The following is a 26097-nucleotide window of genomic DNA, read 5'->3' as shown; positions in this document are numbered from 1 at the left end:
GAAAATCAGTTTAAATGAAGAAAAGAAAAAAGAATTTTTCCGGAAAAGGGAAGTGGGACAAAACACCCCGGCCTGAAGAAGGAGCGGTAAAGGCAAAGAAGCATCTTGGCCAGCATTTTCTTACCGACGAGAGCATAGCCGAAAGAATTGCCGGTACACTTGGTTTTTCAGGATATTCGAAGGTGCTGGAAATAGGCCCGGGTATGGGCGTACTCACAAAATATCTCCTGCAGAAGGAAGCCGAGGTTCATGTAGTGGAAATCGATACCGAAAGCGTTATGTATTTAACTGAAAATTTTCCGAATCTTCATGGCCGCATCCATGAGCAGGATTTTCTGAAATACGATTTTTCAGGCGTTTTTGGAAAGGAACAATATGCCGTAATTGGCAATTTTCCCTACAACATTTCTTCGCAGATCGTTTTTAAGGTGCTGGAGAACCGCCAACTCGTGCCGGAATTTTCAGGAATGTTCCAGAAGGAAGTCGCCCTGCGCATTTGTGAAACGCATGGGAGCAAAACATACGGGATCCTTTCGGTCCTGGTCCAGGCTTTTTATGAAGCCGAATATCTTTTTACCGTGCCGCCTTCGGTATTTAATCCGCCCCCAAAAGTAGACAGCGGGGTGTTGCGGTTAAGGCGTAAGGATAATATCGAATTGCCCTGCGATGAACGCCTTTTTTTCAGGGTGGTGAAAATGGCTTTCGGGCAACGTCGTAAAACGTTAAGGAATAGTTTAAAAAGCTTCAATTTACCTGATAATGTGAGGGAAGATACTATCTTTGGGCAAAGGCCGGAGCAGTTGAGTACAGAGGCTTTTATCGATTTGACCTTAAAAATTCAGCCGTATGCAATTTCAGATCAGCGATGAATTAATTGAAAAAATAAAGTACCTCATCGAAAATAAAAATGATGAGGAATTGCTGTTGCACCTGGAAGATGTGCACCATGCTGATATTGCTGAAATTCTTACTGAACTGGACCTGGAAGAGGCCACCTACCTTGTAAAGGTCCTGGACAGCCAGAAAACCGCTGAAGCTTTAATGGAGCTCGACACCGGTGTGCGGGAACGCATCCTGGAAACTCTGTCTTCCCGTGAAATTGCCGATGAGCTCCAGGAAATGGATACCGATGATGCGGCCGATATTATTTCGGAACTTCCCCTGGAACGCCAGCAGAACGTAATTGCCGAAATTGATGACGAGGAACATGCCGATCATATTGTGGAATTGCTGCGATATGACGAAGATTCCGCAGGCGGGTTGATGGCAAAGGAGCTGGTAAAGGTAAATGAAAACTGGAGCGTTACGGGTTGTATGACCGAGATGCGCAAGCAGGCTGAAAATGTGACCCGCGTCCATTCCATTTATGTGGTAGATAATAAAGATAAACTAAAGGGCAGGCTCTCTTTAAAAGACCTGCTTACTGCGCCCAGCAATGCCAACATCAGCGATGTGTATATTCCGCAGGTAGATTATGTGAGCGTGCATACCGACGGGGAAGAAGTGGCCAGGGTAATGCAAAAATATGACCTGGAAGCCATTCCCGTGGTAGATGAAATGGGACGCCTGGTAGGGAGGGTAACCATTGATGATATTGTGGATTTTATAAGGGAGGAAGCCGAAAGGGATTACCAGATGGCCGCAGGGATCTCCGAAGATGTGGAAGCCGATTCTAATATTTTCAAACAAACCCGGGCCCGGCTGCCCTGGCTGCTTATTGGCATGTTTGGCGGGCTGGGCGCCGCAAGTATAATTTCGGGATTTTCCACCATAATGCAACTGTTCCCAAAATTGCTCATTTTCGTGCCGCTTATCCAGGCCACGGCCGGTAATGTTGGGGTGCAGTCCAGTGCAATTGTGGTGCAGGGGCTTGCCAACGGCAGCCTTAAAGGCCATATTTGGGGCAGGCTGGCAAAAGAAGCTTCCCTGGCGCTGGTAAACGGACTTTCCATTGCGCTTATCGTTTTTGCGATTAGCACTTATTTCTTTGACACCTCTTATACCGAATCTGTGAGTATTGGGATCGCGCTTATATCGGTAATCCTGCTGGCAGCGCTAATCGGGACATTTATTCCTATTATTCTGGATAAGAACAATATAGATCCTGCCGTGGCAACAGGGCCTTTTATAACTACCAGCAATGATGTTTTTGGGATATTAACTTATTTCCTGATCGCAAAGGCCATCCTGGGATTTTAGTTCCCTTGCTTTCAGCTTCAGTTTTTTGCTTTCATTTGTTAACTTTGTGGCTGTGAATGCATCCGTTGAACATGAAAACTACAGGCTTTCAGCAACAAAATTCAAGAAAAAGGCGATTTCCGCTGTTTCCCTATTTTACGTTTATTTCCGAAATTTTTCAATTTCTGAAGCCAATGGCTTTTCAGGAAGCGGGAATATGATATTTGGGATTATGGGTGCGAAGCAGTAAACCAAATCAATTTTAAAATTTAAAACCAGAAAATGATTATTTTACACGCAGATACCAATCATCCTACTTTGATAAAGCAACTTGCCGCGGCCGGGCATCATAACATAGAAGCTTATGAGCAGAGCCGGGAAGAAACCCTTCAAAATCAGCATTTGTATGATGGTATTGTGATAAGAAGCCGTTACACTATTGACAAAGAATTTATAGATGCCGCGCCAAATTTAAAATTTATCGCGCGCGTTGGGGCCGGCCTGGAAAATATTGATGTGCCTTATGCTGAAAAAAACGGGATCACGCTTTTTTCTGCTCCTGAAGGCAACCGGAACGCGGTAGGCGAACATAGCCTGGGAATGTTACTTTCCCTTTTTAATAAATTGAACAAGGCCGATAAGGAAGTGAAGGAAGGCCTATGGCACAGGGAAGAAAACCGGGGGATAGAACTAGACGGCAGGACCGTGGGAATTATCGGCTACGGGAACATGGGCAAAGCTTTCGCAAAGAAATTAAGGGGTTTTGATGCCGAAGTTTTATGTTACGATATTAAAGCTGGTGTTGGCGATGAGAATGCGAAACAGGTAAGCCTGGAGGAATTTTGCGAAAAGGTAGACGTGGTGAGCCTGCACACGCCATGGACAGAGGAGACCCACCAAATGATCAATAAAGCTTTTATCGCGAAATTTAAAAAACCCTTCTGGTTTATCAATACAGCCCGTGGTAAAAACGTGGTTACTGAAGATCTTGTTGCCGCATTAAAAGATGGCCGCATCCTAGGTGCCGGTCTTGACGTACTGGAATATGAAAAATCTTCCTTCGAAAGCCTTTTTTCAAATAAGGAAAAGGTGGCCATTAGTGCAGCCGAACCTTTGCCTGAAGCCATGAGAGAGCTCATGTTTTTGCCAAATGTAATCTTAAGTCCGCACGTGGCAGGCTGGACTGTCGAGTCTCACGAGCGGCTAGCCAGTGTGATCGCCTCCAAAATAATCGATAAATATGGCCGGGGAGAACCGGATAATAACTAACTTATCAAGGATGAAAAAAAGAGTTACGGGAATTGGCGGGATTTTCTTTAAATCTAAAGATCCTGCTGCTAGTAAAAACTGGTATTCCAGGCATTTGGGGCTAAATACAGATCAATGGGGTTCTACCTTTTGGTGGAAAGATGCTGAAGGCAAAGATTGCAGCACACAATGGAGTCCCATGAGTGAAGATACCCAGTATTATAAACCTTCAGAAAAGCAGTTTATGATTAATTACCGGGTGGAAAACTTAGAGGAATTGCTGGAAACGCTTAAAGCTGAAGGGGTAGAGGTAGTTGGGGAAATAGAATCCTACGATTATGGGAAATTTGGCTGGATTATGGATCCTGAAGGAAACAAGATTGAGCTTTGGGAGCCAAATGATAAGGCTTTTCTTGAATAGAAATAAACCTCACAGTTTTTTTAAAATCCTGTGAGGTTTTAAAAATGTTAACCTAATCTGCTCAGGCTGATAATGGCAGATTTTATGGATTCTTCCCCTTCCAGGGCTTCAAAAGACATGTTTTTAGCCAGCGGGTCGGCAAGGCACATTACAAGCAGGAATGCCACATCATCCCGGGAAATTTCCCCGCGCTCATTCAGTTTTTCAGCTATCTTTACTTTGGCCAGTCCCATATCATCAGTCAGTGCGCCCGGCTGTACAATGGTGAAGGGAATGCCGCTCTCCCTTAAATGGTCATCGGCCGCTTTTTTGGCTTTCAGGTAATGCTCCAGGTCTTTGTTTTCTCCGGGATTATCGGTTCCCATGGCACTTAGCATAATGAACTTTTTCACCTTGGCTTTTTTGGCGGCATCTATAAGTTTGATGGCGCCATCCTTATCTACCGCCGTGGTTTTATCAGGCCCGGTTTTGCTTCCGGAACCGGCGGCAAAAATCACTTTATCTATGCCCTGCATGGTATGGTCCAGCTCGCCTTCAAGATCGGCAAGGATGCTTTCCACTCCCATATCTTCAAAAATTTGCCTTTGTTCTTCTTTTCTGATTAGCGCCACCGGTGAAAAATTTTCGGTGCTGTTAAGGATTTCAATCACTCTTTTACCGGTGTGGCCGGTAGCCCCGGCTATAAGTATGTTTTCCATAAATGCTTTCATTTTGATTTTTGTAAGATAATAATGAATTGTACGCCCTTCCAAATGAAAGTACGGAATAACAAGAAATTAACAGCGGAATATCAGGTTGTAGCTGCGCTATGGTTTCCTGCTTCCAGCTCTTTCTGTAATTCTTCCAGCACCGGTTTTACGGTGCTTTCGGGAAGGTCGGCAATGCGAATGTACATGAGGCCATCTATGGCGTTGTTAAATAGCGGATCTACGTTAAAGGCCACCACTTTCGCGTTCTGTTTGATGTATTTTTTAATCAGTACGGGCAGGCGCAGGCTTTCCGGTTCAATTTCATCAATAATCTTATCAAACTTATTCAAATCTGCCTGGCTGGCGTCAAAAACAAAATCTTTGTCCCCGTCTTTCAGTTTTACCTTAAATTCTTTTTTCGGCCTAACATATTGCGCCACGTAAGGGTCGTAATAATGGGATTTCATGAATTCGATCATCAGCGATTTCGAGAAATTCGAAAATTTATTGCTGATGCTTACGCCTCCAATAAGGTAATTATGCTCCGGGAACCGCAGGGTGCAATGCACAATTCCCTTCCACAGTAAAAAGAGCGGCATTGGTTTTTGCTGGTATTCCTTAATTACGAAAGCCCGGCCCATCTCAATGGATTCGCTCATCATTTTATGCAATTCCGGCTCAAACCTAAAAAGGTCCTGCAGGTAGAAACCGGCTATGCCATATTTCTTAAAAATTTCGGCGCCCATGCCCATACGGTAGGCCCCGGCAATTTTCCTGGCTTCGTTGTCCCAAAGAAAAAGGTGGTAGTAATAATCGTCGAAGCTGTCAAGATCTGTAGGATTGTTGGTGCCTTCTCCAATGGCGCGAAAAGTTATTTCCCGCAAACGTCCAATTTCGTTCAGGATATTGGGAATAATTTCCTTTTTTGCCAGAAAAACTTCGTAGTTCTTGCTTTCCAGCAGGCGCTTATCCATTCTGCGGCAGGCTTCAACCTCGGCTTCCATCAAAGATTCATTGGTCTCTAAAGCGATCTTTTTTGGCACTTTTGGCAGCTTAAGGCTTTTCGGGATTTTTTCAAAAATGTTTTTCTTCTCAAAAACATTGGCCAGCATATAGGTTTTTCGGCGTAAAAAAGCAGTAAAAGCCTCCAGGTTCTCATGCTGTGCCTGGTCTTCTACTGAAATTGGGTTGCCAATCCTTACTTTTATCTTTCTCCTTTTCTGAGAAAGCATTTCACTGGGCAGCTTGGCCGTTCTTAAAATATCGCTCATGGAAGCCAGGCGGTAGAAAAAAGTGCTGTTTTTGGCGTGAAAATAAATAGGTATTACAGGTACCTGGGCTTTCTGGATAATCTTCATCGCCGCAGGTTCCCAGGGTTTATCAACGATCATCTTATGATCTCTATAAGTAGAAACTTCCCCTGCCGGAAAGATCCCCAGCGGATTTCCTTCCTTTAAATGGGCCAGCGCGGCCTTTATTCCGCTTACGCTAGATTTTGCCTCCTTGTGGTTCTCGAAGGGGTTTACCGGCATAATGTAAGGCCGTAGCGGGTCCAGCCTGTGCAGCAGGAAATTGGCGATAATCTTATAATCCTTACGCTGCTGGAGGAGGATTTTCATCAGGATCATGCCGTCTATTCCGCCAAGCGGATGATTGGAAATGGTGATAAACGGTCCTTTGGCGGGAATGCGCTTCAAATCCTTCTCCGGGATTTCGAAGTTAATTTCAAAACCTTTAAGGATAGAATCTATAAAATCGACGCCTTCAAGGTTTTTCCTTTTTTCGTATTCCTTGTTCAGCCGGGAAAGCTTTGTAGTTTGCAGTACTATCCAACCCATGGAGGTCCCTAAAAAACCCAGTTTTTCAAAGTTCATCACTCTGGCAACTTCTTTGGCGCTAACTATTCCCATGGTTCATGGTTTTTATACTGAACAAAGATAGTTAAAAGCGAAATTAATCACATTCCCGGGTAACCATTTGCACCGTGTTATGGGTGAGCTGTTTAAGCAGGACTTCCTTGTTTTTTTCCAGAAGTTTAATGGCGTTTTCATCAAAATGCCTGATGGTATAAAGGGAAACCCCAGGGGTAAAAGTAACCTTAAACCTTGCCTTTAAATGCTGAATAAGTTTTTCCAGATTGTTGAATTTATTGTCTACACAAACCGAAAAGCTGATTGCCGAATTCTGGATAAGGTCCACCTTCATCTGGTACAAATGAAAAAGCCTGAAAATCTCGCTGATGTTTTCTTCAACCATAAATGAAAAATCCAGGGAAGATAAGGAAATGAGTACCTGGTTTTTCTTTACAATAAAACAGGGAACCTGCGGAACCAGATGCCTGCCCTTGCTTACGGCTGTACCCTGGCTGTCGGGATTTACAAAAGATTTTACATATAGCGGGATTTCTTTTCGCTGTAAAGGCTGAAGGGTTTTGGGATGAATAACGGAAGCCCCGTAAAAGGCCAGTTCTATGGCTTCTTCATAAGAGATTTGCTCCAGCAGCTGGGTGTCTGGAAAAACCCGCGGATCGCCGTTCAGCACCCCGGGAACATCTTTCCAAATACTAACGCTTTCGGCATTAAGGCAGTAGGCGAAAATCGCCGCGGTATAATCGCTGCCTTCCCTTCCCAGGGTGGTCGTGAAGTTATTGGGATCAGATCCAATAAAGCCCTGGGTAATGTTTAAATGCTTCCGGTCGATTTTCTTCCTTATCTTTTCCTGCGTCTCTTCCCAGTTTACCTGGGCGTCGCGGTAAGTGGCATCGGTCTTTAAAAGTTCCCGAACATCAAGCCAGGTGTTTGGCAGCACATTTTTTTCTAAAAAACCGCTTACAATGGTAGTGGAAAGGAGCTCGCCGTAACTCACAATCTGGTCATAAACAAAATCATACCGGGGAGATTTATTGTGCTCCAGGAAATTATTGAGACTGCTGAAAAAAGTCTCCACTTTCTCTGAAACCGCTGCAGATTCTTCTAAAAAAAGCTCATCGATAATCTCCAGGTGAACCTTTTTAATCTGGTTAAGCTTTTCCCGGTAAGCGGCTTTCTTAAGATAAGCATCAACCACTTCTTCCAGCGCGTTGGTGGTTTTACCCATTGCCGAAACCACGATAAGCAGATTGCTTTTCCCGGTTTTGTTTAATACATGCAACAAATTTTTAACTCCTTCAGCGTTTTTTACTGAGGCTCCTCCAAATTTGAAGACTTTCATTTTTGATCTCCGATATTTTTTTTGATCCCGGTTTCGTCCATATGTACGGTGTACCAGTTTTTCTTGATGTCGGCACCGCTGTTTTCGTAGAATTCAATGGCGTTTTTATTGCCTTCAGAAACAACCCATTCTACGCGGCGTACCCCGTTCTCATGCCCGTACTGCACCACTTGTTTATACAATGCCCCGCCCAGGCCGGTACCTCGCATAGATTCTCTTACAATAAGGTCTTCCAGGTGCACGGTCCTTCCTTTCCAGGTTGAAAAACGAAAGTAAACCAGTGCCATCCCTTCTATCTTCCCTTTAACATCGGCAACAAAACATTTAAAGTTTCCTTCTTCGAACCCCTCTTTTTCAAGGTCTTCAATTTTTATTTCCACCTCGTCTGAAGCATTTTCGTATGCGGCAAGCTCTTTTATAAGTTCAAGCACTGCCGGCATGTCTTCTTTTCTGGCTTCACGTATTTGATATTCCATTTGCATAATTTTCTTGTAATTTATTCATTTTTTATTCAGGAGCGGGAGGCGCGTTCCATAAATTTCCTCATGCCTGCCTCATCCATCTGTACGGTCCACCAGTCCCTGAATACGGTGGCCCCACTGCGCTCGTAAAAATCGACCGCGTTTTTATTCCAGTCCAGTACCACCCATTCGGTTCTTTTTACTCCTTTTTCACTGGCAAACTCAATTACCTTGCTGTACAGGGCATTTCCCAGTCCTTTGCCGCGCCAGGATTCCCTTACAATAAGGTCTTCCAGGTGCACGGTTTTGCCTTTCCAGGTAGAATACCTAAAGTATATAAGCGCCATCCCCTGTATCCTGCCTTCAACTTCAGCTACAAAACAGGTGAATAAAGGATTTTCTCCAAAGCCATCCCTTTTAAGGTCTTCAGCATCAATGATAACCGCTTCGGGTTCTTTTTCAAATACCGCCAGTTCTTTAATAAGTTCCAGTACCTGCGGCATATCTTCCTGTACCGCTTTTCTTATTATATATTCCATCTTAAAATTTGTTCTTCAAATTATCCTGAATATTACTCAGGGATTAAAGATAACAAGATATTAATAGGTAAGAAGGGATTGTAATTTGGAGATTTAATTATCCTTTAAGGATGCAAACAAGGAGAGTTGCTGTTGAGGTAAGCAGTAAAAAATGTAAAAATAAATGGACCTTTGCCTGTTTAAGGCGGGTCTGAAATTGCTGCTCAAAAAAATTCCCCGACTTCAAAAGGGGATGGCCTGCGGCAAGCTAATATTGCCTCTTTAGGTCTTGATCTGAAATATAAACATCAGGATTCCGGCTCTTTCTTCTGCGGAAGCAAATAGAAAAAGTACAAAAATGCGGGATTTGCGTAAACTTTAACTGAACCTATTTATTCAGCAGGTAGCGGTAATCCTCAAAACTTAGTTGTCCGCTGAAGATTTCAACAGATCTTTTAATAATACCATCAGCAGCTTCGCCGGAGAATCCAAGTCCAATCGCATAGCGTTTGATCATTTCGGCTTCTTCATCATCCATTTCATGATCGGCATAAATAATCCTGAAAAGGTCATGCAGGCGCTCCAGCCTTTTTTCCACGCTGTGCGAGGCGGTTAAGGGAAAAGCAGTGGGGTTTTCAAGCACCCGGGCATATTCATCTTCATTTATGTCTAACTTCCGGGCAAAACGGGCGAGCATCACCTCTTCTTTTGGGTTTATTTCGCCATCCACAGCCGCAAGGTTTACAATAGCTGCAAAATGACTTAAATTACGTAAATGCTCTCCGGAGCCAAATAAATCTGAAAATGACATGTATAAATGATTTTATAGCTGCAAATATATGTAAAGGTTAAAAATGTACTCTAATTTTTCAGAAAATATGCCTTTCTAACATTAGCTAATATTTTCTTAATCCCTTTCCTGTGCTTTTGTAATTCCTTATTTTCATGGAGTTAATGAGCCAACATAAAACCCCACCTTTACTCGTTTTTAATGAAAAAGGCATCTACTGTGCCGAAGCCGACGTATATCTCGACCCCTGGAAGCCGGTGAATAAAGCAATAATTTCGCACGGCCATGCAGACCATTCCCGATGGGGCCACAAAAAATATATTACCCATCACAAGAATGTCCCCATTATAAGGCACCGCCTGGGAGATATAGAAGTTTCGGGAAAGGATTGGAATGAAACTTTCACTATTAATAATGTGAAGTTTTCTTTGCATCCTGCAGGACATATTATTGGTTCCTCACAAATTCGGGTGGAGCATAAAGGTGAGGTTTGGGTTTTTACGGGAGACTATAAAGTGGAAGATGATGGCGTGGCGACTCCTTACGAGCCGGTGAAATGCGACACTTTTATTACTGAATGCACCTTTGGCCTGCCCGCTTTTAAATGGATGCCCCAGGAAGAAGTTTTTGCTGAAATCAATAATTGGTGGAAACAAAATCAGAGAGATGGCAGGACTTCTGTTTTGTTTGGATATTCCCTGGGAAAAGCACAACGCCTGCTGAAGCATTTAAATCCTGAAATTGGAAAGATTTTCACCCACGGTGCGGTAGAGAATATGACGGAGGTAATTCGCCCTTATTGCGATTTGCCCGAAACTACAAAGATTACCAGGGAAACGAAAAAAGAAGAGATAAAAGGGAATATGGTAATTGCCCCGCCCAGCGCGCACGGTTCCCCCTGGATAAAGAAAATGGTGCCTTATGTTACGGCTTCGGCCAGCGGGTGGATGACGTTTAGGGGCGCCAGGAGGAGAAGAGCCATAGATAAAGGTTTTGTACTATCTGACCATTGCGACTGGCAGGGGCTCCTCGCTTCCATCGAGGCCACGGGTTGTGAAAAAGTAATCTGTACCCATGGCTATACAGATATATTTTCCAGGTATTTGATAGAAAAGGGTTATGATGCCCGGACTGAAGAAACACAATATGAAGGAGAAACGGGAGAGCAGGAGACAAAAAGTGAACAGGAAGAAAAAGAGAATTAAAGCCTTTGAACAATTTAGATAACAATAATGAAAAATTAAATGCTGCTATAGGCGGGATGGCTCACTTTGCCAATCTTATCAGGCAGCTGGACAGCACCAATAAAACTTCCCTTAAAGTTGAGGCTTTGACAGATTATTTCCATTCGGCAGCCAATAAAGATAAAGTCTGGGCAATAGCCATTCTTTCTCACCGCCGTCCGCCACGACCAGTGAATACTACGTTAATGCGTTACTGGGCTTCAGAACTGGCAAATATCCCGCTTTGGCTTTTTGAAGAATCCTATCATATTGTGGGCGATTTAGCTGAAACCATAGCGTTGGTGATTCCTCCGGCAGAAAAATCTTCAGAAAAAAGCTTAAATCAATATTTACAGGAGATAATAGAATTAAAAGCAAAATCTGAAGCTGAAAAGAAAAATTATCTGCTGGAAAACTGGCTGGCTCTTAATTATTATGAGCGGTTTGTTTTTACAAAACTTATCACTGGCAGTTTTCGCATTGGCGTTAGTCAGAAGCTGATGACCCGCGCCCTTTCCAAAGCTACCGAAATTGATGAGGATATCCTGGCTTATAAACTTATGGGTAATTGGGAGCCATCAAAAATTTCCTTTAAAACACTAATCCTGGAAGAAAATGAGGAGGATTATATCTCAAAACCTTACCCGTTTTACCTGGCTTACGCCATAGAAGGCGAAGCGGGAGATTTGGGCAAAGCTTCAGAATGGAGTGCCGAGCATAAGTGGGATGGCATCAGGGCACAGGTAATTGTGAGAAATGGCGAATTGTTCGTTTGGAGCAGGGGGGAAGAACTGGTAACCGATAAATATCCCGAATTTCAGGATTTTGTGGGGGTAATTCCCAACGGGACGGTAATAGACGGGGAAATTTTACCTTTTCCTGAAGGGGAAATTGGCACTTTTAATGACCTGCAAACAAGGATTGGAAGAAAGAATATTTCTAAAAATCTGCTGAAGAAAACGCCTGTTATTCTTAAAGCGTACGATGTGCTGGAATGGGCTGGGCAGGATATTCGCAGCACGGCTTTTGTTGAAAGACGAAAAATCCTGGAAAAGCTTTATGCCGAAGTGGCTGCGGAAGGTTTTCCCCTTCACCTTTCCAGGGCCATAACTTTTAATACCTGGGAAGAAGCGGCTGCCGAGCGTGAGCGGGCGAGGGAAGAAAAATCTGAAGGTTTAATGCTGAAGCGGCTGGATTCGCCTTACCTGGTGGGTAGGAAAAAAGGCGACTGGTGGAAATGGAAGGTAGATCCGCTTACCATAGACGCCGTCCTTACCTATGCCATGCGGGGCCATGGCCGCCGGAGCAACCTTTTTACCGATTATACCTTTGGGCTGTGGGATGAAAATAAAGAAGAACTGGTAACCTTTGCCAAAGCCTATTCCGGGCTTACTGATGCCGAATTCAGAAAACTGGATGCCTGGATTAAACGAAATACCCTCGAAAGGTTCGGGCCGGTGCGCAGTGTGGTGCCGCATCATGTTTTTGAAGTGGCCTTTGAAGGAATAGCGGAATCTAAAAGGCATAAAAGCGGAGTGGCCACGAGATTCCCTAGAATCCTGCGCTGGCGTACCGACAAGAAAATTGAAGAGGCCAATACACTGGAAGATTTAAAAGCACTTATTCCCTAGGATTTATGACTAATTTTAAAATTTTTTTAAGCCTAATCTGTGTATTTTGGTATTTATGTTGCTGAAGAATCAAGTTGATTTTTAACTATTTCGTTTAACTTAATTCAGTAGTAAAATGAAAGCAAAAATTCTTTTGTTATCGCTGTTTGTCTTAAGTTTCAGCAGTTGTAACGCACAGGAAAATAAGGAAAAAGAAAGTGATTTGCTATCGCAAAATGAGGAACAGGAGCTTGAGCCGAAGGGAAACTGGAAGGTCAATAAGCAGTTTGACGAAAATGGAAATCTTATCAGTTACGATTCCACTTATGTGTATTCTTACAGTACAATGACCGGGGATACTATCCAGAATGCGGGGATGGAGGAGATGCTACAGCAATTCCGGCAGGTATTTGGCAGGAGGGGAATGAATGTGCCTTCAGATATGTTTGGGTCTTTTTTTAGTGATACTTTAAAAGGGGAAGATGATATTCTTAAGGACGATTTTTTCAGCAGGCAAATGTCGCGCGGTTTTCAGGAGCAGGTAAAACAAATAGATTCCCTGCACCGCCAGCTTTTGAAAGAGCATTACCCGCAGTTGTTTTATGACAACCGGGAAAAGATGGTTCCCAAAGCATCAGGTACGGGAACAATTTGAAGATGAATGATAACATCTCTGGTTGAAAGTTATAATGGAAAGGGGCTGCAGGCCTCTTTTCTTGTACGTGTGGAGAAACCACCCCGGCCTTCGGCCACCCCTCCTTGAAAAAAAAGGAGGGGAGCAGATTTTACAAAATGAAGATCATTTTAAAAATGAAGAAAATTTAGAATTGACAAAACAATCTTATTTTTCACCAGTAAGGTTAAAAAAAAAACAAAAAGCTCCTTCCCTTTTTTCAGGGGAAGGTGGCTCAATCAGCGGCAGCTGATAAGACGGAAGGGTAAAACCAGTTTCAGAAGAAATGCAGAAAAGGCAATCACCCCAGCTTCGACCATCCCTCCTTGAAAAAAAAAGGAGGGGAGCAGATTTTACAAAATGAAGATCATTTTACAAATGAAGAAAATTTAGAATTGACAAAACAATCTTCTTTTTTAGAAGTAAGGTTGAAAAGAAGAAAACAAAAAGCTCCTTCCCTTATTTTCAAGGGAAGGTGGCATTCCGTAGGAATGACGGAAGGGTAAAACCGCAATTAATGAAGAAACCTGTCCACAATAAAAAGAACCTGAAACCTTTCAGAAAGAAGTTGCGAAAAAACCTCACACCTGCGGAAGCTTTTTTATGGAAGCAGTTACAGGATAGAAAACTGGAAGGCAGGAAATTCAGGAGGCAGCATAGTATAGAAAATTTTATTGCCGATTTTTATTGTGCTGAAGAAAAATTGATCATTGAGTTAGATGGACAAGTTCATATGAATGCTGCAGCGGAAGAAAAAGATTTAAAGAGAACGGCAATTTTAAATGGCTTGGGATATAAAGTCATCCGCTTTGAAAATAAGATGGTTTTTGATTCCTTGTCTTCAGTTTTGCAGGAAATAAAAGATAATTTTAGAAATAAATAGAACCACCCGGCCTTTGGCCACCCCTCCTTGAAAAAAGGAGGGGAGCTTAAAGTGGTAATAAAAAAACAAAAAGCTCCTTTCCTTTTTTAAGGGAAGGTGGCTTAATCAGCGGCAGCTGAACAAGACGGAAGGGTAAAACTAGTTTCAGAAGAAAGGCAGAAATGGCAACCACTCCGGCCTTCGGCCACCCCTCCTTGAAAAAAGGAGGGGAGCTTAAAGTGGTAATAAAAAAACAAAAAGGTCCTTCCCTTTTTTAAGGGAAGGTGGCATTCCGTAGGAATGACTGAAGGGTAAACATGAATAAAAAGGAACTTTTAAAAATAGCTGAAGACTGGTTTGGAACCCAGCAGTGGAAACCTTTTGCTTTCCAAAAACAAACCTGGCAGGCATATTTAAAAGGCCAAAACGGACTTTTAAACGCGCCCACCGGCAGCGGAAAGACCTACGCGCTCTGGATTCCCATTGTGCTGGAATACATCAGGAAAAATCCCGATTATCGCGAAAAACACAAAAAGGGCTTAAAAGCAATCTGGATTACTCCCCTAAGAGCACTTTCCGTAGAAATTGAGCAGGCGGCACAACGCTTTGCAGAAGAAACAGGAACGGCATTTACTGTGGGAATTCGCACCGGTGATACTCCGCAGAAGGTACGTGCCGCGCAGAAAAAATCCATGCCCGACCTTCTTATCACCACTCCCGAGAGCCTTCAGTTATTGCTTTCTTCTAAAAATTACGCGAAAACTTTTAAAAATTTAAATGCCATTGTTATAGACGAGTGGCACGAGCTGTTGGGCACAAAACGTGGGGTGCAGGTAGAACTGGCGCTTTCCCGCCTTAAAACGGTTTCTGCAAAACTTAAAATCTGGGGAATTTCAGCTACCATCGGGAACCTTCAGCAGGCCCGGGAGGTTTTGCTTGGGCCAGATTCCGAGGCATTTAAAAATTCGGTGCTCATAAAGGCAAATCTGAATAAAAAGATTTCAGTGAAGTCCATTATTCCGGAGAAAATGGAAAAATTCCCCTGGCGCGGCCACCTGGGTTTACACCTTATAGATGAGGTGGTGCCGATAATTAAGAATTCCCGCACTACCTTGCTGTTTACAAACACCCGCTCCCAATGTGAAATCTGGTTTCAAAAGCTTATCCATAAATATCCGGAGTTTGCGGGGGAGGTGGCCATGCACCATGGTAGTATTAACAAAGAAACCCGATTGTGGGTGGAGCAGGCCATAAGAAATGAAACTTTAAAAGCTGTGGTTTGCACATCCAGCCTGGACCTTGGGGTCGATTTTGCCCCTGTGGAAACCATCATCCAGGTTGGCGGCCCAAAGGGAGTGGCCCGATTCCTGCAAAGAGCGGGGCGCAGTGGCCATCAGCCGGGGAAAGAAAGCGTGATTTATTTTTTGCCAACGCACGCTATTGAACTTATAGAAGCTTCGGCTTTGCAAAAAGCGGCCAGTAAAACCGCCGTGGAAGACCGGGTTCCCTACTTGCTGAGTTTTGATGTTTTGGTGCAGTATCTTACCACCCTGGCGGTATCTGATGGGTTTTTTCCGAAGGAAATATTCCCGGAAATAAAATCCACTTTCTGTTTCCAGGCCATTACCGAAGACGAATGGCGATGGGTGCTTAATTTTATCACCAAAGGCAGCCAGAGCCTGCAGGCGTACGACGAGTATAAAAAAGTTGAAATTGAAGAAGACGGCCGCTTTAAAGTGAACAACCGCGGTATAGCCATGCGGCACCGGCTGCAGATTGGGACAATCGTGAGCGATGCCATGCTGAGCGTGAAGTATATGAAAGGCGGCTACATTGGCACAATTGAAGAATTTTTTATATCGAAACTCAATCCCGGCGATGTTTTTACTTTCGCGGGCCGGGTTTTAGAACTGGTTCGTATAAAAAGTATGCAGGTGCTGGTAAAGCGCTCTAATAAAAAAAACGCCAAGGTGCCCAGCTGGATGGGTGGGCGTATGACTTTTTCAGCGCAAATGAGCGAGCTGCTAAGGCAGGAAATGTATGCGGCGGCTGCTTCGGTTTCCGGAGGCACAAATTCGGCTGAACTTACTGCGCTAAGGCCTATTTTGGAAAGGCAGCAAAAAGAATCGATAATTCCCGATAACCAACAGTTTTTGATCGAGACTTTTGAAACCCGCGAAGGGCATCACGCGATATTTTATCCTTTTGAAGGCAGGTTTGTACACGAAGCTTTGGGAAGCCTGCTGGCTTACAGGATAAGTTTGTTGTCGCCCATCAGTTTTTCACTCGCTTTTAACGATTATGGTTTTGAGCTGCTATCTGACCAGGAAATCGATATGCAGCAGGTGCTGGACAATGATCTTTTTTCTTCGGAATTTCTAATGGACGACCTTTATAAAAGTTTGAATGCTACTGAAATGGCCCGGCGCAAATTCAGAGATATTGCGGTTATTGCGGGGCTCGTTTTTACCGGTTATCCCAATAAAATGATAAAAAGCAAACACCTGCAGTCCAGCTCGCAGTTGCTTTTTAGTGTGTTTCGCGATTATGAAGAAGATAATTTGCTTTACCAGCAGGCTTTCAGGGAAACTTTTGAACACCAGTTGGAAGAAGGGAGGCTGCGCCTGGCCCTGGAACGAATCGCCGGCCAAAAAATCGTTTGGAAAAACTGTGAAAAACCCACCCCTTTCTCTTTTCCTATAATTACCGACAGGCTGCGGGAAAAGCTGTCTTCAGAAAAAGTGGAAGACCGCATCAGGAAAATGCTGAAACAGCTGGAGAAATAACTATTCCTTCAGCTTCTTATTCACGTAATTACGAACCAACTCTGTGGTTACCCCAAATAAGACATGGGCAAAAAGCTCATTTGCCTGCATCTTTAAAGGCACATCCACAGGTTTTGCCTCCAGACCCAGGATGGGAAGGGAAGTGGGATGGGTGGAGATCCAGGTAGAACTGCCCAGGATAATTCCGTTTTTGATATTGAATTCGTTCTTTTCCCGATGCTTATAACCATAGGCGGCGCCTAAACTCGCACCAACCGGCAGGTTCAAAAGTTGTTCCGCTAAAGCTTCGTTCTGTACGCTAATGGGGCTCCCGGTGATTTTTGTGGAAAGATCATCTATAATTTTAATCTGGGCAGAGCGGTGTTCTATTTTTCGTACCTCGATAAATTTCTCAACCAGGCTTTTTACCGCGGTCCCTGCAAGGCCGCCTATCACTCCCGAAATTATGCCGCGGCCGGTTTTTGAAAGCGAAGTGTTTCCCTTAAAAAAAGTAGCTATACTCATTTTTGATGGTTTTAAAAATAAAGCTATTTATTTGACTGTTGATCTACAATCATTTAACAATGATTTGGCAGCACAATCTTAAAATTTGATAACTTTACGTATGGCCAAAAATCTAAACATAGCGATGCTTCAGGTGAATCTTAACTGGGAGCATCCGGAAAATAACAGGGGTTTATTCAGCAAAGAAATCAATGCGCTTTCAGAAGATGTAGACCTGGTAATCCTGCCCGAAATGTTTACTACAGGTTTTAGTATGAATGCCAAAAAACTGGCTGAGGAGACTCATGGGGCTACTCTGCTTTGGATGCAGGAACTGGCAGAAAGAAGGAATTTTGCCATTACGGGAAGTGTGATCATTACTGAAAATGGCAATTATTACAACCGGCTTTTTTTTGTATACCCAGACGGTTCTTTTAAAACCTACGATAAGCGCCATACCTTTACCCTTGCGAAAGAAGACCAGACATATACGGCCGGAAAAGAGCGTTTAATTGTGGAGTACAAAGGCTGGAAAATTTGTCCGCTGGTATGTTACGATCTTCGTTTCCCTGTTTTTTCACGGAATACGGTAGATTACGATTTGCTGATTTATGTTGCCAACTGGCCCGAAAAAAGGGTGGCTGCCTGGGATGCTTTGTTAAAGGCCCGTGCCATCGAAAATATGAGTTTTTGCATTGGCGTTAACCGCACGGGAATAGACGGGGACGGGTATAAATATAACGGCCATAGCGCCGCATACAACTGCCTTGGAGAACTGCTGACCGAAGTAGATGTGGAGGAATCTTTCTCCAAAGAGATAAGTTTGGATTCCTCCCACTTGCAGGAAACCCGGGACCAGTTTAAATTTTTGCTGGACAGGGACGAGTTTAGTTTAAAATAAATTGTTCGTTCTGGTCCCAGTTGGCACGGACTTCAAGTGTATCGGGAAAATATTCGATGCGCTCGGGTTGTCTTTTTTCAAGATAATTTCCCGTGTCCCATTTTCGATTCTGGTTGCGGTCAAAAACCAGGCGCATAAAAAATTCTCCCGGGTTTAAGTTTTCAAAATCAATCACGCTTTTTTCTTCGGAATATTGCTCCCTCTGGACCTCCCCTTTTAAATTAGTAAGCTGCACAATAATGGGAAACTCCCGTAAGTTCTGAAGCGTGAAAGTTAAAGTTCCAAATTCTGAAAGTGCTTTGGTAGTTACCTGTTGGATAATCGTATCATTAGTGGCTTCAAATAAATCGGTTACTGTTCCCGGTAAAGCCTGTACGATATACTTATTGCTTTCAGTTTTATTAAAAGAAATATGCAGCTCATTTTCGAGCAGCCTTAATTCCGTAGAAAACGGAACAGCGGCAGAATCTTTGTCCAGAACGGTTATTTTGCTTTCGTCACTTGCCACCAGAGGGGTGTTTGCTTTAAAAATAAAATCCTGCTCAAAAGCAATACTTCCGGAAGGTTCTGTTGTAACATTTAAAGAATCCTTGGGCTTATCTGCGATTTTTGTAAAAAGGGTATCGCGGCTGGCAGGACTAATAATTTCAAAGGCGAGGCTATCGGTTTCAATTTTGGGCTCGTACCAGTAATAAAGCGAATCCGTTTTAGGATCTTTTATAATGCGGGATTGGAAGCCAAATGGTTTTTGGGTAAGAAGTTCAATTTGAACACTGTCCAGATCGGTCACTCCTTCATAGCCAAAAAGAATTTGCTGGCCATTGAGTTGTTTTGGCCGCTGAATTTCGAACGGCAGGTTTTCCTCAAAAATGGTAATCTCGTAAGTAGAATCTGTGGGAATGGTGATATGGTGTCCTATAAATCCTATTTTTTCATTCTTTGGATTAAACAGGTAGTTGTCGTTCTTATCCAGCACAGCCAGCATCTGATATGTTCCGGCCTTAAGGTTTTCCAGGTTAAAAATGTTGGTACTGTCAAGAGTGTAAGTAACATATCGCGGCGTTTTCTTATACACTGCGGAATCTGAAAAAGTAGAATCAACTTCATAAAGAAAAATGGAGATAAAATCTGCCGGTTTTTTTAGATAGGCATCTTCCACGGTGCCGCCAACTTCCAGCGAGTCTATATAATCCCCGGTAGAAAAAACGTATTTAAAATAATTAAGCGGGTTCCCTTCATTATTGTCGGTAATGCTTTTTCCGAAGTTAACGGTATAGGTGGTATTTTCTTCCAGCGTATCAGAAATTTGAATCCTTACATCCCTTCTGGCCGCCCCCAAAGGTAGAATGGAAGGTCTGGGATCCATTGGTGGCGAGATAATAATCTGCTGTTGCGGGTTTTTTAGCTTTACGTATTCATTAAAAAAAATACGGATTTCCTCTGCATCAAAATTGGTGGTGTAATTTTCAGGATTTGCCCTTATAAATCTTGGCGGCTCCTCGTCTTCAGGACCTCCTTCGGGCATTCCTTTTTTCGCACATTGGATAAGCGTAAAAAGCAGAAGAATAACAATGATGAAGCCGGGAATCCTGTATTTCATTTGGAAAAAATATTTTTAGCAAAGAAACGATTATTTTAAAATTTATTGCGCCGATTAATTTGTAAAAGCCATAGTGGCAAGGCTCACTTTCACGCCGTTTATTGTATGCAGTTTATTGATGCAGGCCTCCAGTGTAGCGCCGGTGGTTATAATATCATCAACCAGCAGGATGTGTTTGTTTTCCATCCCCGCCGGGTTTTCCAGGACAAATATTTCTTCCATGTTGCCCCAGCGGGAAAGGCGGCTTTTAAGAGTTTGCGTTTCGGTGGCAGATTTCTTTACCAGCACATCACTTCTGAATTCTGCATTTAAGATGCTTGCAATTTTCTCGCCAAAGAGGGTTACCTGGTTGTATCCGCGCAATTTGAGCTTTCTTCTATGCACGGGAACGGGAATGACGGAATTTATGTTGTTGTAATTGCCGCTTTCCAGCAGCAGGTTGCCCATCCACTCCCCCAAAAATCCACCAATCTCTTCATGCCCGCGATATTTTAGGTTATGGATAAGCTCCTGCACTTTCCCTTTTTTTCTGAAGAACAGCAGCGATGTGGCCTGTGCTACGGGGGCCCGGCCGTAAAAGGTTTTTTTTACAGGGTTGTCCTGTTGCAGGTGGAAATTGGTGAGCGGCAGGTCATAAAGGCAGGAAGTGCAAACAATATTTTCGTTTCTGGCAAGTTCTGCATTACAACAGCTGCAGATCTTAGGATAAAATAAATTCGCCAAATCGTCAAACATATGTTAATGCATTGTTTATTACTCTGTTAAAAGCTAAATTTACAAACTAAATTCAATTGTATGGCCACTGAAACCAAAAACAACAAAGCATTAAAAATCCTAGCCGGGGTGCTGGCAGTTGCACTTATCGCGCTGGCAATTTATACCATTTCATTTTATAATGAACAGAAGGAAAACCGGCAGATCCTTCAGACTGAAAAAACAGCCATAGAAAACGAGTTAAATGACCTTATCGTTAAATATGACGAGGCTATTGAAGAGAACGAGGTAATGGATCAGAATATGGTTGAGGCCCGGGAGCGTATTACCAGACTGCTGGATTCAGTTAAAGACAATGAGGCCAATATCGCCTTAATTGCGCGCTTTAGAAGGGAGATAGGCAATTTAAGGGCAGAAAAGGACAGGTTATTTAGAGTGGTGGATAGCCTTAGCGCTCAAAACCGGCAGCTCACCACTTCCCTGGACAGTACAAGTACTCAGCTTGAGGAGCGAACAAGGCTTTCAGATTCACTTCAAAACACCAATTTAACCCTGGCAAATAAGGTAAACCGTGCTTCAAGGCTGCAAATAACAGGCCTTAGAGGTGAAGGGGTAATTGTAAGGAATAGTGGTAAGATTGTTGAAAATGACCGTACGAGAAGGGTAGACCAGATAAGGGCCTGCTTCACAATTTCTTCTAATGATTTGGCCGAGCCGGGCGAAAAAGATCTTTATATACAGGTTTATAACCCCGAAAATGAACTGGTGGGCGACCAGATTGCCGTACAGCATGAAGGCGGGGTAATGGTCTACAGCGCTTCTTCTAAGGTTTTTTACGAAAATGAAGAGCTAGATGTTTGTATGCTCGCAAATACCGCCGAGGAAAAACTTATTGAAGGGGAATATAAGGTGTATGTATATTCCGGCCCTTACTTAATTGGGACTTCCAGCTTTAGCCTTAGATAATTTAAAATTCTAAAAATAAAGGCCGTCTTGTTAAAAATCAGGGCGGTTTTTTTATTTTTGCTCCTATGGCAAAAAACGACGATTTATTTAAAAATGTAATTTCACATGCCAAAGAGTATGGTTACATTTTTGCATCCAGCGAAATTTACGACGGGCTGAGCGCGGTTTACGACTATGGGCAAAACGGCGCGGAGCTTAAGAAGAATATCAAAGATTACTGGTGGAAGAGCATGGTGCAGATGCACCAGAATATTGTGGGTATAGATGCGGCTATTTTAATGCATCCTACTACCTGGAAAGCTTCCGGGCACGTAGATGCCTTCAACGACCCATTAATCGATAATAAAGATTCCAAAAGGCGTTACCGCGCCGATGTGTTAGTGGAAGATTATGCTGAAAAGCTGCTTCAGAAGGCACAAAAGGAAATTGATAAGGCCAGAAAACGCTTTGGGGAAGATTTTGACGAAGAGCAGTTTACTTCCACAAATCCGCGTGTGATGCGCTATTTGGGGCAGCGGAAGGAGATTTTGGAACGTCTTGGCAGGTCGCTTACCAATGAAGACCTGACTGATGTAAAAGCTTTAATTGAAGAACTTGATATCGCCGATCCCGAAACCGGTTCCAAAAACTGGACTGAAGTGCGGCAGTTTAACCTGATGTTCGGGACCAAACTGGGAGCTTCGGCCGAATCGGCCACCCAATTATACCTTCGTCCTGAAACCGCCCAGGGGATATTTGTAAACTTCCTTAATGTGCAGAAAACCGGGCGTATGAAGGTCCCGTTTGGAATTGCCCAGATAGGTAAGGCTTTCAGGAATGAAATCGTGGCCCGCCAGTTTATCTTCAGGATGCGCGAGTTTGAGCAGATGGAAATGCAGTTTTTTGTGCGCCCCGGTGAAGAGCTGAAGTGGTATGAACACTGGAAGGAAGTACGCCTTAAATGGCATTATTCCCTCGGCCTGGGTGAAGAAAACTACCGTTTTCACGATCACGATAAGCTGGCGCATTATGCCAATGCCGCGGCCGATATAGAATTCGATTTTCCATTCGGGTTTAAAGAGCTGGAAGGAATCCATTCCCGTACAGATTTCGATTTAAAAGCGCATGAAGAGCATTCGGGGAAGAAACTTCGTTTTTATGATCCTGAACTCAAAGAAAACTATGTGCCTTATGTAATAGAAACATCTATAGGTTTAGACCGTATGTTCCTGTCGGTACTTTCCGCATCTTTAAAAGAGGAAGAACTGGAAGACGGGAGCAGCAGGACGGTTCTTAAGTTGCCTGCCGTACTCGCGCCCACCAAAGCAGCAATCCTGCCATTGGTGAAAAAGGATGGGTTGCCGGAGCTGGCACAGGAAATTGTTGAAGAACTGCAGTGGGATTTTAAAGTGCAGTACGACGAAAAAGATGCTATAGGCCGAAGGTACCGCAGGCAGGATGCTGCCGGTACGCCGCTTTGTATCACCGTAGATCATGATTCTCTTGAAGACCGTACGGTAACAGTTCGTTTTAGGGATTCCATGGAGCAGAAAAGAGTGAAAATTTCAGAATTGGAGGCAATCGTAAAAGAAGAAACCGATTTTAAAAACTGGCTGAAACCTTAGGAAAGCCTGGTATTTTTTAAGAAACGTTTAGAAGAGGCAATTATTTTTAATTGCCTCTTTGGTTTAAAATAAAACAGGATTACCTACTTTTAAGGCACATTTGAAGATACTGCTATTATGATGAGAAATGTTTTTTTCCTTTTTGCGCTTTTTTGTCTTTTTCATCCTGAAGCCCGGGCACAAAAAAAAGAGATTTCAGGCCCTGTATATATAGATTCAGCCAAAGCAGTTCCATCTACACCTCTTTCCAAAGGAAAATTAGTTCCGCCTTCTTCAGAATTTAAGATCTACAATCCGCGCAACCGCGGAATAAATAAAATTGTGCCAGGCAAGGGGTTGCCAAAGGTTAAAGACCCCGCGGTACAGTCTAAAATGGGAGATATCCCTTCCAAAGAACCAATTTTATCCTACGAGGCGGTAAGTTCACGCTCTACGCCAACAGATCCCACGGGAGTGGTGGGGCCTAATCATTATGTGAACGCGTGGAATTCGGCTTTTTCCATCTGGGATAAAAATGGTAACCAGTTAATGCAACCCGCATCCCTGGCAAGTATAGGTGGGGAATTTGCAAATGAAGTTTTAGGAGATCCCATAGTGGTTTATGATGAATTTGCCGACCGTTACCTTATAAGCCAGTTTAGCGATACGCCCGAAAGTTTCCTGATTGCCGTTTCCCGAGGGCCAGACCCGCTAAACGATGGCTGGTATACCTATCGATTTGAAACCAACGAAGTTTTGCCAGATTATCCCAAAATCTCGGTATGGGGAGACGGTTATTATATCACCACCAATAAAAACACCAATACCGCATATGAAAGCCAGGTGCTGTACGTTGTGGAAAGAGATCAAATGTTACGGGGTGAAACCGCCGGCATAGTTTCTTTTCCGTTACCGGGCATTCGTACCAACGGGTTTTACAGCCCGGCGGGATTTCAGGCCATCGGGGATATTCCTCCTCCGCGTGGAAATTCTCCGATTATTTTCATGCAGGACGATGCCTGGGCGGGCGTGGCACAGGACCATTTAAAAATCTGGCTTATAAATATGGATTGGGACGAGCCTGCATCTTCTACTATTTCCGAATCCCAGGAGCTGGGTGCCGCTGAAGGTGTTTCTCCTTTTTCGGCTACTTTTGATGGTGGGTCCTTCAGCAATCTTTCCCAGCCTGGCGATGCCCCCGATGTTGATGCCCTCCAGGCCACCATGATGTACATGACGCCTTACCGGCGGTTCGAGAATTACAGCGCTGTGGTGATGAACTTTGTGGTAGATATAGATGCTACCGCCGCAGAACATGCCGGCATTCGCTGGTATGAGCTCCGCCAGAACAATATTGGCGGGCCCTGGTATGTTTACCAGGAGGGAACCTACGCGCCAGACAAAAGCGACAGGTTTAGCGGGAGTATTGGCATAGATGGCCAGGGTAATATCGGGTTAGGCTTTACCGTGCTGGACGACAGCCCTGAAAACCCTGTTTACCCCTCAATAAGATACACGGGAAGGTACGCGAGTGATGAATTGGGGATTATGACCATTGAAGAGCAGAGTATAGTTGAAGGAGAAGACCCCGATCCCAACAGCCGCTATGGAGATTATGCCCATTTGACCATAGACCCGGAAGATAACCTAACTTTCTGGCACAATGCCGAATATTTTGAAGGTGTGCAAAGAAAGAACCGCGTAGGCGTATTTCGTATTGCTCCAGATAATGCCAATGATATTGGCGTGATTTCCCTCGTAGGCCCGCGCGATGCTACTTTAGGCACTTCGGAAGTAATCTCGGTAAGGGTAAGAAATTTTGGTGAAAATGCGCAATCTGGGTTCCCGGTTAGTTATACCGTAGAGGGAAGGGAAACCGTAACTGAAATATTTACAGAAAGCCTGCCTGCAACATCATCGGCCGAATTTACATTTTCCCAAACCGCAGATTTTTCTGAAGTAGGGGAATCTTATGAAGTGACTTTTACTACCGGCCTTTCCAATGATGAAAATCCTGATAACAACACGCTGGTAAGCGAAATCAGGAACCTGCCGCCAAAAGATGTAGGGGTGACTTCCATAGACGTGCCCATTACCGGCCAGGATCTTACCGAAAGTGAAGAGGTGGTAATTACCATAGAAAACTTTGGGGGAGAACCCCAGTCCAATTTCCCTGTGTCGTATCAAATTGGTAATAATTCGCGGGTTACCGAAATGTTTTCCGGAACGGTGGAAGTTGGGGAAAATGAGGTGTATACATTTAATCAAAAAGCCAATCTAGGCTTTTCGGGAAGGTACCGCGTGGTGGCCAGGACAAATCTTGAAGACGATTTTAACCCTACCAATGATCCTGAGGTAAAATCTATCGCCAATCTTAACTGTATTCCTGAAGGCTCCGATTGCAGCTATGGAGACGGGCTCTTTTATTTTGAACTTGCCAATGTATTAAATGAGCGTATTCCCTGTGATGATGGATATATAGATTTTATCACCCTTACGGCCGATCTGGACAGGTCCCGGGACGAATTTGCCGTTACCGTGAAATCTGTTTTTGCTGAAGAAGAAAATGAACGCTTTTCTATGTGGATAGACTTTAACGACAATGCTGTTTTTGAAGATAACGAGAGGCTGGTCACTTCTAAAGTGATCCCACAACCTAATACTGCCGTTTCCGAAGAATTTACTGTTCCCGGGGATGCGCCGCTGGGCCAGCACCTGCTCCGTATTAGGGCGGGCGATACATCTTATGAAGGCGACCTTAACGATCCCTGCGAGGTGATGGGATATGGTACTACACACGATTATTCTGTGAACATTTTTGACAGTACGCTGGATATAGAGGATTTTATCCTTAACGAGGCTGAACTGGTGGTGATAGATGAAGGAGACAGCCAGTACCGCGTAGTGATGGAAACCGATTATGATGAAACCCTCAGGATAACTGTTCATGATATCCTGGGGCAAAAACTGCTGGAGAATAAGGTAGAAAACAATGGCCAGGGCTATGTTTATGATCTGGATATGTCTTATGCAGCCCGTGGTGTTTACCTCGTGCGGTTTGGTACAAGAAAAGTCGGTAAAGTGAAACGCTTTATTGTAAAATAAAAACTGCTTCTGAAAATTTAAAAATATCGCCTTTTCCACTGAAATTGGTATTTCTCTGGGAGAGGCTTATTTTTGG

The 26097-nt window shown here is 43.7% G+C and carries 24 protein-coding genes; 15 read left to right on the top strand and 9 right to left on the bottom strand.

Annotated features, from left to right (window positions below; all coding sequences use genetic code 11):
• Positions 1 to 14 precede the first annotated feature (14 nt).
• From rsmA to RM553_RS10060, 5 genes are read left to right on the top strand one after another with little or no spacing between them, the layout of a single operon-like run.
• Positions 15 to 869 carry a 16S rRNA (adenine(1518)-N(6)/adenine(1519)-N(6))-dimethyltransferase RsmA gene (gene rsmA / locus RM553_RS10080; RefSeq protein ID WP_311534794.1) on the top strand — a complete coding sequence of 285 codons (855 nt, stop codon included), beginning with the start codon at positions 15 to 17 and terminating at the stop codon, positions 867 to 869.
• Positions 847 to 2199 (top strand): magnesium transporter, encoded by a 1353-nt coding sequence (gene mgtE / locus RM553_RS10075; protein ID WP_311534793.1) that lies wholly within the window; start codon positions 847 to 849, stop codon positions 2197 to 2199. The genes rsmA and mgtE overlap by 23 nt, the downstream gene beginning before the upstream one ends.
• Positions 2200 to 2251: 52 nt before the next feature.
• Positions 2252 to 2428 (top strand): hypothetical protein, encoded by a 177-nt coding sequence (locus RM553_RS10070; RefSeq protein WP_311534792.1) that lies wholly within the window; start codon positions 2252 to 2254, stop codon positions 2426 to 2428.
• A gap of 32 nt (positions 2429 to 2460) precedes the next feature.
• On the top strand, positions 2461 to 3447 hold the full coding sequence (locus RM553_RS10065; RefSeq protein WP_311534791.1) for a 2-hydroxyacid dehydrogenase: 987 nt from the start codon (positions 2461 to 2463) through the stop codon (positions 3445 to 3447).
• 10 nt (positions 3448 to 3457) lie between these two features.
• Positions 3458 to 3847 (top strand): VOC family protein, encoded by a 390-nt coding sequence (locus RM553_RS10060; RefSeq protein ID WP_311534790.1) that lies wholly within the window; start codon positions 3458 to 3460, stop codon positions 3845 to 3847.
• 47 nt (positions 3848 to 3894) lie between these two features.
• On the opposite strand, the gene RM553_RS10055 is transcribed toward RM553_RS10060, so the two are convergent.
• From RM553_RS10055 to RM553_RS10030, 6 genes are all read right to left on the bottom strand, one after another.
• A complete protein-coding gene (locus RM553_RS10055; RefSeq protein WP_311534789.1) occupies positions 3895 to 4545 on the bottom strand; it encodes an SDR family oxidoreductase in 651 nt (216 codons plus the stop codon).
• Positions 4546 to 4637: 92 nt separating this feature from the next.
• Positions 4638 to 6446, bottom strand: a complete 1809-nt coding sequence (locus tag RM553_RS10050; RefSeq protein ID WP_311534788.1) for a lysophospholipid acyltransferase family protein — start codon at positions 6444 to 6446, stop codon at positions 4638 to 4640.
• Positions 6447 to 6489: 43 nt separating this feature from the next.
• Positions 6490 to 7746 carry an aspartate kinase gene (locus RM553_RS10045; protein WP_311534787.1) on the bottom strand — a complete coding sequence of 419 codons (1257 nt, stop codon included), beginning with the start codon at positions 7744 to 7746 and terminating at the stop codon, positions 6490 to 6492.
• Positions 7743 to 8222 (bottom strand): GNAT family N-acetyltransferase, encoded by a 480-nt coding sequence (locus tag RM553_RS10040; RefSeq protein WP_311534786.1) that lies wholly within the window; start codon positions 8220 to 8222, stop codon positions 7743 to 7745. The genes RM553_RS10045 and RM553_RS10040 overlap by 4 nt, the downstream gene beginning before the upstream one ends.
• 35 nt (positions 8223 to 8257) lie before the next feature.
• Positions 8258 to 8746: a GNAT family N-acetyltransferase gene (locus tag RM553_RS10035; RefSeq protein ID WP_311534785.1), complete on the bottom strand. Its 489-nt coding sequence runs from the start codon at positions 8744 to 8746 to the stop codon at positions 8258 to 8260.
• Positions 8747 to 9113: 367 nt separating this feature from the next.
• Complete coding sequence (locus RM553_RS10030) at positions 9114 to 9536, bottom strand: TerB family tellurite resistance protein (protein ID WP_311534784.1); 423 nt, start codon at positions 9534 to 9536, stop codon at positions 9114 to 9116.
• A 143-nt stretch (positions 9537 to 9679) separates the two neighbouring features.
• On the opposite strand from RM553_RS10030, the gene RM553_RS10025 reads away from it, so the two are divergent.
• The 6 genes from RM553_RS10025 to RM553_RS10000 all read left to right on the top strand — a co-directional run bounded on the left by RM553_RS10025 (position 9680) and on the right by RM553_RS10000 (position 16669).
• Complete coding sequence (locus tag RM553_RS10025; RefSeq protein ID WP_432271457.1) at positions 9680 to 10720, top strand: ligase-associated DNA damage response exonuclease; 1041 nt, start codon at positions 9680 to 9682, stop codon at positions 10718 to 10720.
• A 56-nt stretch (positions 10721 to 10776) separates the two neighbouring features.
• A complete protein-coding gene (locus RM553_RS10020) occupies positions 10777 to 12369 on the top strand; it encodes an ATP-dependent DNA ligase (protein ID WP_311534807.1) in 1593 nt (530 codons plus the stop codon).
• 115 nt (positions 12370 to 12484) lie between these two features.
• Positions 12485 to 13003: a hypothetical protein gene (locus tag RM553_RS10015; protein WP_311534782.1), complete on the top strand. Its 519-nt coding sequence runs from the start codon at positions 12485 to 12487 to the stop codon at positions 13001 to 13003.
• Positions 13004 to 13347: 344 nt separating this feature from the next.
• The gene (locus tag RM553_RS10010; protein ID WP_311534781.1) at positions 13348 to 13527 is read left to right on the top strand and encodes a hypothetical protein; all 180 of its coding nucleotides are present in this window, start codon (positions 13348 to 13350) and stop codon (positions 13525 to 13527) included.
• 11 nt (positions 13528 to 13538) lie between these two features.
• Complete coding sequence (locus RM553_RS10005; protein ID WP_311534780.1) at positions 13539 to 13904, top strand: endonuclease domain-containing protein; 366 nt, start codon at positions 13539 to 13541, stop codon at positions 13902 to 13904.
• A 296-nt stretch (positions 13905 to 14200) separates the two neighbouring features.
• Entirely contained in the window at positions 14201 to 16669 is a 2469-nt protein-coding gene (locus tag RM553_RS10000) for a ligase-associated DNA damage response DEXH box helicase (protein WP_311534779.1), read from the top strand.
• On the opposite strand, the gene RM553_RS09995 is transcribed toward RM553_RS10000, so the two are convergent.
• Positions 16670 to 17173, bottom strand: a complete 504-nt coding sequence (locus RM553_RS09995) for a DUF1440 domain-containing protein (protein WP_311534778.1) — start codon at positions 17171 to 17173, stop codon at positions 16670 to 16672.
• A 100-nt stretch (positions 17174 to 17273) separates the two neighbouring features.
• Here RM553_RS09995 and RM553_RS09990 point away from each other — a divergent pair, with 100 nt between their 5' ends.
• Positions 17274 to 18053 (top strand): amidohydrolase, encoded by a 780-nt coding sequence (locus RM553_RS09990; RefSeq protein ID WP_311534777.1) that lies wholly within the window; start codon positions 17274 to 17276, stop codon positions 18051 to 18053.
• Here RM553_RS09990 and RM553_RS09985 read toward each other — a convergent pair.
• Together RM553_RS09985 and RM553_RS09980 are read right to left on the bottom strand one after the other, a co-directional pair.
• On the bottom strand, positions 18040 to 19653 hold the full coding sequence (locus RM553_RS09985; RefSeq protein WP_311534776.1) for an Ig-like domain-containing domain: 1614 nt from the start codon (positions 19651 to 19653) through the stop codon (positions 18040 to 18042). The genes RM553_RS09990 and RM553_RS09985 overlap by 14 nt on opposite strands.
• 54 nt (positions 19654 to 19707) lie before the next feature.
• Positions 19708 to 20388 (bottom strand): ComF family protein, encoded by a 681-nt coding sequence (locus tag RM553_RS09980; protein ID WP_311534775.1) that lies wholly within the window; start codon positions 20386 to 20388, stop codon positions 19708 to 19710.
• A gap of 60 nt (positions 20389 to 20448) precedes the next feature.
• Here RM553_RS09980 and RM553_RS09975 point away from each other — a divergent pair, with 60 nt between their 5' ends.
• The 3 genes from RM553_RS09975 to RM553_RS09965 all read left to right on the top strand — a co-directional run bounded on the left by RM553_RS09975 (position 20449) and on the right by RM553_RS09965 (position 26021).
• Entirely contained in the window at positions 20449 to 21333 is an 885-nt protein-coding gene (locus tag RM553_RS09975; protein ID WP_311534774.1) for a DUF8428 domain-containing protein, read from the top strand.
• Between the two features lie 65 nt (positions 21334 to 21398).
• A complete protein-coding gene (locus RM553_RS09970; protein WP_311534773.1) occupies positions 21399 to 22937 on the top strand; it encodes a glycine--tRNA ligase in 1539 nt (512 codons plus the stop codon).
• Positions 22938 to 23054: 117 nt separating this feature from the next.
• Entirely contained in the window at positions 23055 to 26021 is a 2967-nt protein-coding gene (locus RM553_RS09965; protein WP_311534772.1) for a GEVED domain-containing protein, read from the top strand.
• Positions 26022 to 26097 lie beyond the last annotated feature (76 nt).

Source organism: Autumnicola tepida (assembly GCF_031846485.1).
Taxonomy (GTDB): domain Bacteria; phylum Bacteroidota; class Bacteroidia; order Flavobacteriales; family Flavobacteriaceae; genus Autumnicola; species Autumnicola tepida.
This window is presented reverse-complemented; position numbering and strand designations above follow the sequence as displayed.

Coding starts and splice junctions, on each gene's coding strand:
- RM553_RS09970 (WP_311534773.1), top strand. CDS start 21,399: ATGGCAAAAAACGACGATTTATTTAAAAATGTAATTTCACATGCCAAA.
- RM553_RS09965 (WP_311534772.1), top strand. CDS start 23,055: ATGATGAGAAATGTTTTTTTCCTTTTTGCGCTTTTTTGTCTTTTTCAT.
- RM553_RS10040 (WP_311534786.1), bottom strand. CDS start 8,222: ATGGAATATCAAATACGTGAAGCCAGAAAAGAAGACATGCCGGCAGTG.
- RM553_RS10015 (WP_311534782.1), top strand. CDS start 12,485: ATGAAAGCAAAAATTCTTTTGTTATCGCTGTTTGTCTTAAGTTTCAGC.
- RM553_RS09985 (WP_311534776.1), bottom strand. CDS start 19,653: ATGAAATACAGGATTCCCGGCTTCATCATTGTTATTCTTCTGCTTTTT.
- RM553_RS10020 (WP_311534807.1), top strand. CDS start 10,777: ATGGCTCACTTTGCCAATCTTATCAGGCAGCTGGACAGCACCAATAAA.
- RM553_RS10030 (WP_311534784.1), bottom strand. CDS start 9,536: ATGTCATTTTCAGATTTATTTGGCTCCGGAGAGCATTTACGTAATTTA.
- RM553_RS09995 (WP_311534778.1), bottom strand. CDS start 17,173: ATGAGTATAGCTACTTTTTTTAAGGGAAACACTTCGCTTTCAAAAACC.
- RM553_RS10045 (WP_311534787.1), bottom strand. CDS start 7,746: ATGAAAGTCTTCAAATTTGGAGGAGCCTCAGTAAAAAACGCTGAAGGA.
- RM553_RS09990 (WP_311534777.1), top strand. CDS start 17,274: ATGGCCAAAAATCTAAACATAGCGATGCTTCAGGTGAATCTTAACTGG.
- RM553_RS10050 (WP_311534788.1), bottom strand. CDS start 6,446: ATGGGAATAGTTAGCGCCAAAGAAGTTGCCAGAGTGATGAACTTTGAA.
- RM553_RS10065 (WP_311534791.1), top strand. CDS start 2,461: ATGATTATTTTACACGCAGATACCAATCATCCTACTTTGATAAAGCAA.
- rsmA (WP_311534794.1), top strand. CDS start 15: ATGAAGAAAAGAAAAAAGAATTTTTCCGGAAAAGGGAAGTGGGACAAA.
- mgtE (WP_311534793.1), top strand. CDS start 847: ATGCAATTTCAGATCAGCGATGAATTAATTGAAAAAATAAAGTACCTC.
- RM553_RS10000 (WP_311534779.1), top strand. CDS start 14,201: ATGAATAAAAAGGAACTTTTAAAAATAGCTGAAGACTGGTTTGGAACC.
- RM553_RS09975 (WP_311534774.1), top strand. CDS start 20,449: ATGGCCACTGAAACCAAAAACAACAAAGCATTAAAAATCCTAGCCGGG.
- RM553_RS10035 (WP_311534785.1), bottom strand. CDS start 8,746: ATGGAATATATAATAAGAAAAGCGGTACAGGAAGATATGCCGCAGGTA.
- RM553_RS10005 (WP_311534780.1), top strand. CDS start 13,539: ATGAAGAAACCTGTCCACAATAAAAAGAACCTGAAACCTTTCAGAAAG.
- RM553_RS10060 (WP_311534790.1), top strand. CDS start 3,458: ATGAAAAAAAGAGTTACGGGAATTGGCGGGATTTTCTTTAAATCTAAA.
- RM553_RS10055 (WP_311534789.1), bottom strand. CDS start 4,545: ATGGAAAACATACTTATAGCCGGGGCTACCGGCCACACCGGTAAAAGA.
- RM553_RS10025 (WP_432271457.1), top strand. CDS start 9,680: ATGAGCCAACATAAAACCCCACCTTTACTCGTTTTTAATGAAAAAGGC.
- RM553_RS09980 (WP_311534775.1), bottom strand. CDS start 20,388: ATGTTTGACGATTTGGCGAATTTATTTTATCCTAAGATCTGCAGCTGT.